The sequence below is a fragment of the Vibrio sp. Y51_MX_L26 genome (assembly GCF_024181935.1).
GTDB classification, from domain to species: domain Bacteria; phylum Pseudomonadota; class Gammaproteobacteria; order Enterobacterales; family Vibrionaceae; genus Vibrio; species Vibrio diabolicus.
Window position 1 is genome coordinate 111,881 of the sequence record NZ_JAMZAS010000013.1, and the last position, 11,256, is coordinate 123,136.

Sequence of the window (11,256 nt, forward strand, 5' to 3'; positions counted from 1 at the left end):
ATTATTGGTCTTTGACACTATTGTCTGGCTTTTTAAACCAGTTGGGTGCCAACTTCAAACCAAGATGCACGTGAGTTCAGAATATCTTGAACTGACATGGCTTTTTTGCCAGGAACTTGCAGTTGTTCTAGCACCAGTACGCCGTTGCCTGTCGCAACATAAATACCGGTTTTATCTGCTTGCACGATAGTGCCGGCTGGCTTGTCACTGGTTTGCTCTGCCACACGGCTTTGCCATACTTTGATGCTGTTTTCTGCCGCCTCAAAGTGGCTCATTGGCCATGGGTTAAATGCACGAACGCAGCGCTCAATGTGAGCCGCATCGTCGTTCCAGTTAATGCGTGCTTCTTCTTTGCTGAGTTTTTTCGCGTAGTTCGCTAGCTCATCGTCTTGCTTCACTGGCACTGCTTTACCCGCAGCAATGTCGGCTAAGCAGTCAATCAGGGCTTCTGGGCCAAGCTCAGCCAATTTTTCGTACATTGAAGCGCTGGTATCTGTCGCTTCGATTGGCAGCGTTGCAATCTTCAGCATATCACCAGTGTCGAGACCGATGTCCATCTGCATGATGGTCACGCCCGTTTCTGCGTCGCCCGCCCAAATAGAGCGTTGGATTGGAGCCGCACCACGCCAACGAGGTAGGATAGAGCCATGTACGTTGATACAACCCAGTTTAGGGGTATCAAGAACCGCTTGTGGCAGTAGCATACCGTATGCCACGACAACCATGAGATCGGCGTTCAGGTCGGCAAGTTCTTGTTTCGCTTCGTCGGACTTAAAGCTTTCAGGTTGGTAAACCGGGATGTTGTGTTCCAGCGCCAGTTGTTTTACCGGTGGCGCAGCCAATTTCTTGCCACGACCCGCTGGTCGATCTGGGTTTGTATAAACCGCGATGACTTCATGCTCCGAAGACAACAACGCCGCCAAGTGACGGGCGGCGAAATCCGGAGTACCTGCAAAGACAATACGTAAAGACTGACTCAAGGTAGACTTCCTTCTAATTGGTATGGGTCGAGATTAAGCGTTTTGCTGCTTCTCGTTAAAGCGTTTGATTTTTGCTAGCTTGTCCTGAATGCGTTTGCGTTTCAGTGGAGATAGGTAATCCACGAATAGCTTACCTTGTAAGTGATCAAGCTCGTGTTGAACACAAATCGCTAGCAGGTCGTCGGCTTCAAAGGTGAACTCTTTGCCATCACGATCCAGTGCTTTAACGGTAACTTCTGCAGCGCGAGGCACAAGTGCGCGTGCACCTGGTACCGACAGACAGCCTTCTTCGATGCCATCTTCGCCACGCTTTTCCAGAATCTCAGGGTTGATTAGCACCATCGGCTCATCGCGAGTTTCTGAAATATCAATCACTACGATACGTTTGTGGATATCAACCTGCGTTGCAGCAAGGCCAATACCTTCTTCGTCGTACATGGTTTCAATCATGTCATCGACGATTTTTTGAATCTCAGGCGTCACCGCTTCAACAGGCTTTGCGACTGTGCGCAGGCGATCATCCGGGAATGTTAATACTTGTAATACAGACATATTCACTCGAAATATTGAACTGTGCCGAAACAGCACAAACCTTGTTGGCTCAATTCTAGACATTTTATAGCCTAAATGACAGCATCCTTGCACCAATTTCCATTCTGGTTCCTGCTTAATAGACCAAGGACGAGGGTCATGAATCGAATTTTCCGCAACGTTGCCAGTGTTACGTTGCCGTTACTTTTCTCTTTCAACGCTGTAGCAAATGTGGATGCGAAACCACTAACTGTTAAAGATGATGCGCCACAAACATATGTAGTCGTGAAGGGCGATACGCTATGGGATATTTCGGCTATGTACCTAGATAGCCCGTGGCTGTGGCCTCGTTTATGGCAAGTAAACCCGGAAATCGACAACCCTCATTTAATTTATCCCGGAGATAAGCTGTCTTTGGTGTGGATTAACGGTCAGCCCGTGTTAAGCCTAAAACCAGTTAAGAAGCTTAGCCCGAAAGCACGCATCACGGAAAAGAAAGCGGTACCAACGGTCGCGGAAGGTTTAGTGATGCCGTACCTCAAATCGGATCGATTGCTGGATCAAGATGCGTTGAACAGTGCAGCAAAAGTGATGGGTAGCAGCAAAGGCAGTAAGTATCTGACGGCAGAAGATGTGCTGTACATCGATGGCAAGCAGACCGCTACAGGCTGGGCTATTTACCGACCGGTAGAAACCTTTTCGCGTGACGATGTGTCTAAAGAGATCACTGCGCTGCGTTTGATTGCAAAAGGCGAACTCGTTGAGGCTTCGAGCGATTATTCTGGTTTGAAGATCACGTCTCAATTGCAAGAAATCCTGCGCAACGATATCGCGTTGCCAAATCAATCGGTTGAGAACACTGACTTCACAACAACGTTCTACCCTATGCCGTCGCCACAAGGCAGTTCTGCAAAGTTGCTAGGCAATATCGAAGGTATTCGCTTTAGCTCAACCAACCAAGTCGTGGTGATTGATAAAGGTACGTCTGACAGTCTGAAACAAGGCAGTGTGTTTGATTTAAAAGAAGACGCGCACCCCGTTTACAAAGATGGCGATGAGTTCAAGAAAGAGTTTGGCGTGCTTGATAAGAAAATCACTTTGCCTCAAAGCAAAGTTGGTGAGTTGCTGGTCATTCGTCCTTATGAGTACTTTAGCTTGGCACTGATCACTAACAGTACGAAACCCATTAACCAAGATGTTTCGGTGGTGTCACCGTTGGCGGACGAATTAATCATCGATGAATCGACGAAATAAGGATGATCTCGCTGCCTGGTTAAAACTGAGTTGTTTACCAGGCATTGGCGGCGTCAAAATGAATAAGCTACTGGCAAGAGACACGCCACGTAACATCGTAAACTTCTCTCCTGAACAGCTACAACAACTTGGGTTAACAACTAAGCAAATTCAAGCTTGGGCTTCAACAGATAAAGAAGTCGATGCTTGTTTAAGCTGGCTTGAGGCTTCTACAAATCATCATATCCTGACACTGACTGACCCGCGTTATCCACCTCAACTCAAACAAATCGTTGCGCCGCCACCTCTGCTTTTTGTTCAAGGAAATTCTACTTGTCTCTCGCAGCCACAAATAGCAATGGTTGGCAGCCGAAATGCGAGTATTGATGGCTTACAGCATGCACGCCACTTTGCAGCAGAATTTGTTCAGCACGATTTTATTGTCACTAGTGGTCTAGCTTTAGGCATTGACGGTCATGCGCATGATGGTGCGTTGCAAGCCAAAGGTAAGACGATTGCGGTGCTGGGATCTGGCTTAGAAAATATTTATCCGGCACGTCATCGTGGTTTAGCGCAACGTGTTATTGAACATGGGGCTTTGGTGTCTGAGTTTCGCCCCAATGCCAAGCCGCGCCCGGAAAACTTCCCGCGTCGAAACCGCATTATTAGCGGATTATCGCTAGGTGTGTTAGTTGTGGAAGCGGCGGAAAGGAGTGGCTCGTTAATTACTGCTCGTTACGCGCTTGATCAAGGTCGAGAAGTATTTGCGCTGCCAGCCTCGATAAATGCCCCTAATGCCAGCGGTGGCAACCAGTTGATACGTCATGGTGCTTGCCTCGTAGAAAAGACGAAAGATGTCTTAGATGAAATACAGTCTTTGCTTGATTGGTCTATTAATCAGAGTACCGATTTATTTTCTACGTTAAATGATGAAGAAGAATTGCCATTTCCTCAGCTGTTAGCTAACGTAGGAAGTGAAGCTACACCGGTTGATATTCTTGCAAACAGGACCAATATACCTGTCCAGGAAGTCATGATGCAGCTCTTAGAGTTAGAACTCTCTGGGCATGTCGTTGCGGTTTCAGGTGGCTATATTCGAAAGGGGAGGGGCTAGCTATGATGATGGATATACTGATGTATCTATTCGAAACCTACATCCATAGCGATGCAGAGTTACAGGTCGAACAAGACGAGTTGGAAGAAGAGTTGCTCCGTGCAGGCTTCCAACAAAAAGATATCTACAAAGCCCTTGTCTGGTTAGAAGAGCTTGCCGCATTGCAGCAAAGTGACACCTCTTCTGCAATCTCGACTTGCATGGCTTCGTCATCAACTCGTATCTACACAGCGAAAGAGATGCAGCGTTTAGACTTGGAATGCCGAGGGTTTTTATTGTTTCTCGAGCAAATCAATGTGTTAACCACAGAAACTCGCGAAATGGTGATTGACCGAGTGATGGGTCTAGAAACGAGCGAGTTTGAGCTTGAAGACCTCAAATGGATCATTTTGATGGTGCTGTTTAATGTGCCTGGTAATGAAAACGCTTATACGCTAATGGAAGAGCTGTTGTACACCAAGGAACAAGGGATTCTTCACTAACCCAATCTAGGCAAGTTCGAGTTTAGCTATCAAGAACGCGAGCTTGTCTTTTGGTGTGTTTTTCACGAAACGGTAAGTATGAGTAGTAAAATCGACAACACCCTTTTCTCTGCCCATGAACACGCATTGGAACACGAGCCGTGTCCTAAATGTGGCAGTGAATTGATCCTCAAACATGGCAAACACGGTCCCTTTCTTGGCTGTAGCCACTACCCAAGCTGTGATTACATCAAAGCCCTGCACAATAATGATGGCCACATCGTCAAAGAGCTTGGCGTTCCTTGTCCAGATTGTGGTAACGAGTTGGTATTACGCCAAGGGCGTTATGGCATGTTTGTTGGTTGCAGTAACTATCCGGTTTGCCATCATATTGAGTCGATCAATCAACCTGAGCCAGAAAAGCAGCCGCAAGAGCAACACGCGTGTCCTGAATGTGGTAAAGGTCATTTAGTTGAACGTAAGACGCGCTTTGGTAAAACTTTCTACGCATGTGATAACTACCCTAAATGCAAATTTGCAGTGAATCTCCCTCCGGTTAAAGGGAGATGCGAAGAATGTGGTTTTACGTTGTTGGTGGAGAAGAAACTCGCCAGTGGTGTGAAATTGCAATGTGCCAATCGTAAGTGCCAGCACACCCAACAAGGGTAAATACATCAAAGGAATTAAAAAGGGTCGCATCGTGCGACCCTTTGTGGTTTTTGGGGCTAGATTTTAGCGTTATGCTTGTTTCGCAAACTCGTGCACGGCTGGGAATGCCATTGGATCTAAGACATCCGCGAGAGCGCACAACCTACGGTGTAATTCTCCTGGGTAGTCACCGCATACGTTGATGTGACCCATTTTTCGCCCTTCACGCTTCTCTTTGCCGTACCAATGGATGTGACAACCATCCATGGCGAGAAGCGCTTCTGGCAACGTATCTTCACCAAGAACATTCACCATCGAGGTTTCGCGAATCAGTTTGGTGCTGCCTAACGGCAAGCCGCATACGGCGCGCAGGTGGTTCTCGAACTGACAGGTTTCTGCACCTTGCTGTGTCCAGTGACCGGAGTTGTGCACTCGTGGGGCAATCTCATTCACTAACAGTGTGCCATCGACATCAAAGAATTCGAGCGCCAATACACCAACGTAATCTAGGCTATCTGCGACGGCCGTGAGCATCTGCTTGGCTTGGGCTTGCAGTTCTGGCGCATCAATTGCGGTGGATAAGCTCAGTACGCCATTGATGTGAACGTTTTCTGCTAGAGGGTACACTTCAACGCTGCCATCTTTACCGCGAGCACCTACAAGTGATACTTCGCGGTTAAAAGGAACAAACTCTTCAGCAACAATCGCTTGAGTAGGTGTTGCCGCGATGCACTCTGCCATCTCAGTCCAAATGTCGTCGACTTGAGAAGCGTCTTTTAAGCGCCATTGACCTTTACCATCGTAACCACCCAATGCACTTTTCAGAACCATTGGCATACCAACGTGTTCAATTGCGCGCTCAAAGTCTTCACGAGTTTCAATCACGTAGTATTTCGCGTTGCGCACGCTAGCATCATCAAGCAGTGCTTTTTCAATACGGCGATCACCACCTGCTTTGATGGCTTGCGTACTTGGTAGGAACTTGCCGCTCGCTTCGCAAACCTTGAGCACGTCATGTGGAATATGCTCGAACTCGGCAGTAATCACATCAACTTGCGTAATCGCATTTTCCAAGCCATGGCCAAGTACCTGTTGAGTTAAAGGATGAACGACATCACCGCTGCTGACATCGTAAGCTGAAATTTGAATATTCAATGGCGCACCAGCCAGAGACATCATGCGAGCCAACTGACCCGCACCAAGAACCAGTACTTGCATCTGATTAATCCTCAGCTGGATTTGGGTTAGCCAGTACGGTTTCCGTCTGTTCATTGCGGAACGCTTCTACCTTCGCCATGATGTTTTCATCATGAGTGCCTAGGATTTGCGCTGCTAGGATACCTGCGTTTGTTGCGCCCGCTTCGCCAATCGCTAATGTACCAACCGCAATTCCCTTTGGCATCTGTACAATAGAGAGCAGTGAATCCATACCTTTCAGTGCACGAGACTGAACGGGAACACCAAGCACTGGCAAACTAGTAAACGCAGCAGCCATACCTGGTAGGTGGGCTGCACCACCTGCGCCTGCGATGATAACTTTGATGCCGCGTTCTTTTGCGCCACTGGCGTAGTCCGCCAGTAATTGAGGAGTTCGGTGTGCTGACACGACTTTTGTTTCGTAAGGTACGCCAAATTGGTCTAGCATGTCCGCTGCTAGTTTCATGGTTGGCCAATCGGATTTAGAACCCATGATGATACCGACTTTCATCTCAAACTCCTTCAAGCTGCAAAATTAGGTGAGCTGATAAATTTGTGCGCATTATACGGGGATTTTTATCTCAAGCAAACGTTTGCGTCTTGTTGTTGACGCTATTGATACATTTTATAAAAAATTGCTTTAGTGTCTGAGAATGAATATTTGTACACTTAGTGAAAATAATACAGTCAGACAATCAGGAAGTAATCGGTGGATAACTTTGAACAAGTGCTCAACGCACTACAACAAGGCGAAGTGATTGCCTACCCAACAGAAGGGGTTTTTGGTGTCGGATGCGATCCAGATAACCCAGAAGCAATTCAAAAACTGCTGGAGCTCAAGCAGCGCCCGGTGGAAAAAGGGCTGATTCTGATCGCTGCAAGTTATGAGCAGCTCTTGCCGTATATTGATGAATCTCAGTTGACTGAAGAACAATTACAGACTGTTCATGCTACTTGGCCAGGCCCATACACTTGGATCATGCCAGCGAGCGATAAAGTATCCAACTGGGTTTCAGGGCAGTTTGATTCAATTGCAGTTCGTGTGACTGATCATCCTTTGGTTCAAAAGATGTGTAATGCATTCGGAAAGCCGTTAACCTCTACCAGCGCGAATCTTTCCGGCTTGCCACCGTGTATGACCACGGAAGAAGTCGAAGAGCAATTGGGTGACAAGCTGGTGGCCATTCTTCGTGGTGAAACCAGCGGTCGTGATAAACCCAGCGAGATTCGTGACGCCAAGACTTCACAAATATTAAGACAGGGCTAACCCTGCTTGCCAGTCATCAACCGGTATCACGTAATAGGTAATAACGTATGTCAGCAATCGATAAACACGCCGTAAAGCAGTTCCTGATGTCACTTCAGGACTCCATTTGTCAGCAGTTAGAACAAGAAGATGGAGAGGCCGTCTTTGTCGAGGATGCATGGCATCGTGAACCGGGCGAACGTCTTGGTGGCGGTGGGCGCTCACGTGTTATGCGTGATGGCCTTGTTTTCGAGCAAGGTGGGGTGAACTTCTCGCATGTAGAAGGGAAAGAAATGCCAGCATCTGCGACGGCACATCGTCCGGAGCTAGCGGGTCGCCGTTTTGAAGCGATGGGGGTCTCTTTGGTTATCCATCCCAAAAACCCTTACGTCCCAACTTCTCATGCGAATGTGCGTTTCTTTATCGCCGAGAAAGAGGGCGAAGAACCAATTTGGTGGTTTGGTGGTGGTTTCGACCTGACTCCTTTCTATCCTTTCGAAGAAGATTGTCAGTCATGGCACGATACAGCTAAGGCAATCTGTGCCCCATTTGGTGAAGAAGTATATGCTGAACACAAAGCGTGGTGTGATAAGTACTTCTTCTTGCCACACCGAAATGAAACTCGTGGTGTTGGTGGTTTGTTCTTTGATGATTTGAATCACTGGGAGTTTGATAAGTGTTTTGATTACATCAAAGCGGTGGGTGAAGGCTATTGCCAAGCTTATTTGCCGATCGTGTCTCGTCGTAAAGACATCGAATATGGCGAGCGCGAACGTGAATTCCAACTTTACCGTCGTGGTCGTTATGTTGAGTTCAACTTAGTGTACGACCGTGGCACTTTATTCGGTTTACAAAGTGGTGGGCGTACCGAGTCGATTCTGATGTCGATGCCGCCGTTAGCGCGATGGGAGTACCGCTACGAACCAGAAGCAGGAACGCCTGAAGCCGAACTTTACGATCGATACCTGAAACCACGCGAATGGTAAGCACGGAATCTCCTTTTCTATATAGATAGATAGTGATAGGGTCATCTGTAATCAGATGGCCCTGTTTTCTCTATATCTAAGTAAGGAATAAAGGTAAGGAAATGACCCCGCAAATCGATCGTTACGCCGTGTTTGGTAACCCTATCGGGCACAGCAAGTCGCCATTTATCCATACACTCTTTGCTCGTCAAACGAATCAGTCCCTAACATACACCGCAGAATGTGCGCCTGTGGGTGGATTTATCGAGGCGGCGAAAGCATTTTTTGCTGATGGCGGTAAAGGCTGTAACGTGACCTTGCCTTTTAAAGAAGATGCCTATCAATTTGCCAGCCGTTTGACTGAGCGTGCTCAGCTTGCTGGAGCAGTGAATACACTTAAGAAGCTTGATGATGGTGAAATCATTGGTGATAACACTGATGGTGCAGGCTTAGTGCAAGACTTGTTGCAACATCAAGTCGTTTTAGAAGGTGCACGTATCCTGATCATAGGAGCTGGTGGTGCCGCTCGAGGAGTGATTAAACCATTGCTCGATCAAAAACCAACATCTCTAACGATAACTAATCGTACATTTTTCAAAGCCGAAGAATTGGCAGAATTGTTTTCTGCGTATGGCCTTGTTACAGCAAAAGAGATGAATACCATTGCTGAAGAGTACGACGTCATAATCAACTCTACGTCTGCATCATTGAGTGGTGAGTTACCTGCGATCTCTTCCTCGGTGTTCGCCGCCAATAGTACAAGCTACGACATGATGTATGGCAAAGGTGATACCACATTTAACCAATGGGCTAAGCAACATGGTGCCGCACATGCTTATGATGGTTTAGGTATGTTAGTTGGCCAAGCTGCTGAGAGTTTTATGTTATGGCGCGGTCTTCGTCCAGGAGCCAAACAGATTTTGCGTGAATTAAGAAAGAACCTTGAAGGTCAATAAGCGATGAATCAATCCATCTTATTCCCAGACATGCAATCATGGGATGAAGTATCACAATCAGTAAACTTTGCGGCGCAACAATCTGGTGCGCTAATAGAATGCTTTGTGACGAAACAAAAGTTAGAAAAGTTATCTGGCTCAGAGTTAGATACGGAGCAGGCCGTGATCGCCGCTTTTATTGACTACCGATTTGATCTGGAAGAAATAGCAGAAGAGTTAATAGAAGATGAAGCCTTCAACGAAGAAGGCCATATTATCATTGGCTAACAGACCTTTAGTTCAAGTCTTCTACTTCATGTAAGTAGTCGTTTTTGTTTTGAACATAGTTATTGGCAGACTTTTGCAAAAAAGCTCGTTCTGTCTCTGATAGAGGGCGAGCTTGTTTTACTGGACTACCGACATAAAGATAACCGCTTTCTAATCTCTTTCCTGGCGGTACTAAACTGCCCGCTCCAATCATCACCTCTGATTCAATAACGACAGCATCTAAAACAATCGCCCCCATACCAACCAATACACGATCGTGTATCTCACAACCGTGCAGCATCACTTTGTGGCCAATCGTAACGTCATTGCCAATTATAAGTGGGTAGCCGTTTGGGTTTTCGGCGTTCTTATGGGTGACATGCAAAACACTGCCATCTTGAATATTCGTTCGATCACCAATGTGAATGTGGTTCACATCGCCTCGTGCCGCTACTAAAGGCCAAATGCTAGAATCGTCCCCAATACGGATATCTCCGACTAACACTGAGGTTGAGTCAACGTAAACACGCTCACCAAGTTGAGGCTTTATACCTTTGTAGCTTCTAATTGAGCTCATCTTTTCTCCTTTATTAGGGGCGATTACAGGGGACATGGAGGTAGAATAGTAGTGAAAACTCGCCTTTTAGAATAAAAAACACCCAAACGATAAAAAAATCAAAAAAAACGTGAAAAAGGGCTTGCCAATGTGATCGCAATCTCTATAATGCCACCTCGCTGACACGGCAACGCTTCGAAAGAAACGAAAGCCAAGTTAGCAAGCCAAATTAGCCAAGCGGAAACGCTTGAAGAAAGTTTGAAGAAAGTGATTGACACTAAACTTTAACTCGCTAAAATGGCCGTCCTGTTTTGAGCAAAGCTCAACAGAAAAGCTCTTTAACAATATAAACCTATCAATCTGTGTGGGCACTCGTTGATGATAATCCAATTAGATACTTCGGTTTCAAATTAGGTTTCAATGAAACGAAGTGACCATTGAGTCGCAAGACTCAGCACAGTCAATTCAAACATTACTTATGTAATGTTCAGTATTCATTGAGCCGAACAAAATCTTAAATTGAAGAGTTTGATCATGGCTCAGATTGAACGCTGGCGGCAGGCCTAACACATGCAAGTCGAGCGGAAACGAGTTATCTGAACCTTCGGGGAACGATAACGGCGTCGAGCGGCGGACGGGTGAGTAATGCCTAGGAAATTGCCCTGATGTGGGGGATAACCATTGGAAACGATGGCTAATACCGCATGATGCCTACGGGCCAAAGAGGGGGACCTTCGGGCCTCTCGCGTCAGGATATGCCTAGGTGGGATTAGCTAGTTGGTGAGGTAAGGGCTCACCAAGGCGACGATCCCTAGCTGGTCTGAGAGGATGATCAGCCACACTGGAACTGAGACACGGTCCAGACTCCTACGGGAGGCAGCAGTGGGGAATATTGCACAATGGGCGCAAGCCTGATGCAGCCATGCCGCGTGTATGAAGAAGGCCTTCGGGTTGTAAAGTACTTTCAGTCGTGAGGAAGGCGGCGTCGTTAATAGCGGCGTTGTTTGACGTTAGCGACAGAAGAAGCACCGGCTAACTCCGTGCCAGCAGCCGCGGTAATACGGAGGGTGCGAGCGTTAATCGGAATTACTGGGCGTAAAGCGCATGCAGGTGGTTTGTTAAG

At 47.0% G+C, this 11,256-nt stretch carries 13 protein-coding genes and 1 rRNA gene; 9 read left to right on the forward strand and 5 right to left on the reverse strand.

What is annotated here, in order from left to right:
- Positions 1 to 32 precede the first annotated feature (32 nt).
- Complete coding sequence (gene fmt / locus NL645_RS20330; protein WP_253652305.1) at positions 33 to 980, reverse strand: methionyl-tRNA formyltransferase; 948 nt, start codon at positions 978 to 980, stop codon at positions 33 to 35.
- 33 nt (positions 981 to 1,013) lie between these two features.
- Positions 1,014 to 1,532 carry a peptide deformylase gene (gene def, locus NL645_RS20335; RefSeq protein WP_005379068.1) on the reverse strand — a complete coding sequence of 173 codons (519 nt, stop codon included), beginning with the start codon at positions 1,530 to 1,532 and terminating at the stop codon, positions 1,014 to 1,016.
- 138 nt (positions 1,533 to 1,670) lie between these two features.
- Between def and NL645_RS20340 the strand changes: the two genes are divergently transcribed.
- From NL645_RS20340 to NL645_RS20355, 4 genes are all read left to right on the forward strand, one after another.
- A complete protein-coding gene (locus NL645_RS20340; RefSeq protein ID WP_253652306.1) occupies positions 1,671 to 2,765 on the forward strand; it encodes a LysM peptidoglycan-binding domain-containing protein in 1,095 nt (364 codons plus the stop codon).
- On the forward strand, positions 2,749 to 3,858 hold the full coding sequence (dprA, locus tag NL645_RS20345; protein ID WP_253652307.1) for a DNA-processing protein DprA: 1,110 nt from the start codon (positions 2,749 to 2,751) through the stop codon (positions 3,856 to 3,858). The genes NL645_RS20340 and dprA overlap by 17 nt, the downstream gene beginning before the upstream one ends.
- Positions 3,859 to 3,860: 2 nt before the next feature.
- Positions 3,861 to 4,340: a DUF494 family protein gene (locus NL645_RS20350; RefSeq protein WP_005379074.1), complete on the forward strand. Its 480-nt coding sequence runs from the start codon at positions 3,861 to 3,863 to the stop codon at positions 4,338 to 4,340.
- Between the two features lie 78 nt (positions 4,341 to 4,418).
- Positions 4,419 to 4,988, forward strand: a complete 570-nt coding sequence (locus NL645_RS20355; RefSeq protein ID WP_253652308.1) for a type I DNA topoisomerase — start codon at positions 4,419 to 4,421, stop codon at positions 4,986 to 4,988.
- Positions 4,989 to 5,057: 69 nt separating this feature from the next.
- Here the strand turns inward: NL645_RS20355 and NL645_RS20360 are convergent, their stop codons facing one another.
- Positions 5,058 to 6,185, reverse strand: a complete 1,128-nt coding sequence (locus NL645_RS20360) for a 5-(carboxyamino)imidazole ribonucleotide synthase (RefSeq protein ID WP_253652309.1) — start codon at positions 6,183 to 6,185, stop codon at positions 5,058 to 5,060.
- A gap of 4 nt (positions 6,186 to 6,189) precedes the next feature.
- Positions 6,190 to 6,675: a 5-(carboxyamino)imidazole ribonucleotide mutase gene (gene purE, locus NL645_RS20365; RefSeq protein ID WP_017635614.1), complete on the reverse strand. Its 486-nt coding sequence runs from the start codon at positions 6,673 to 6,675 to the stop codon at positions 6,190 to 6,192.
- 198 nt (positions 6,676 to 6,873) lie between these two features.
- On the opposite strand from purE, the gene NL645_RS20370 reads away from it, so the two are divergent.
- From NL645_RS20370 to NL645_RS20385, 4 genes are all read left to right on the forward strand, one after another.
- Positions 6,874 to 7,431 (forward strand): L-threonylcarbamoyladenylate synthase, encoded by a 558-nt coding sequence (locus NL645_RS20370; protein WP_005394015.1) that lies wholly within the window; start codon positions 6,874 to 6,876, stop codon positions 7,429 to 7,431.
- A 47-nt stretch (positions 7,432 to 7,478) separates the two neighbouring features.
- Positions 7,479 to 8,396, forward strand: a complete 918-nt coding sequence (hemF, locus tag NL645_RS20375; protein ID WP_065645011.1) for an oxygen-dependent coproporphyrinogen oxidase — start codon at positions 7,479 to 7,481, stop codon at positions 8,394 to 8,396.
- A 101-nt stretch (positions 8,397 to 8,497) separates the two neighbouring features.
- Complete coding sequence (gene aroE, locus NL645_RS20380; RefSeq protein WP_104971080.1) at positions 8,498 to 9,331, forward strand: shikimate dehydrogenase; 834 nt, start codon at positions 8,498 to 8,500, stop codon at positions 9,329 to 9,331.
- A gap of 3 nt (positions 9,332 to 9,334) precedes the next feature.
- The gene (locus NL645_RS20385; protein WP_005497408.1) at positions 9,335 to 9,598 is read left to right on the forward strand and encodes a DUF1488 domain-containing protein; all 264 of its coding nucleotides are present in this window, start codon (positions 9,335 to 9,337) and stop codon (positions 9,596 to 9,598) included.
- Between the two features lie 7 nt (positions 9,599 to 9,605).
- Here the strand turns inward: NL645_RS20385 and NL645_RS20390 are convergent, their stop codons facing one another.
- Positions 9,606 to 10,154, reverse strand: a complete 549-nt coding sequence (locus NL645_RS20390; protein ID WP_005394003.1) for a gamma carbonic anhydrase family protein — start codon at positions 10,152 to 10,154, stop codon at positions 9,606 to 9,608.
- Positions 10,155 to 10,649: 495 nt separating this feature from the next.
- Between NL645_RS20390 and NL645_RS20395 the strand changes: the two genes are divergently transcribed.
- Positions 10,650 to 11,256 (forward strand): 16S ribosomal RNA (locus NL645_RS20395); the annotation flags it as partial.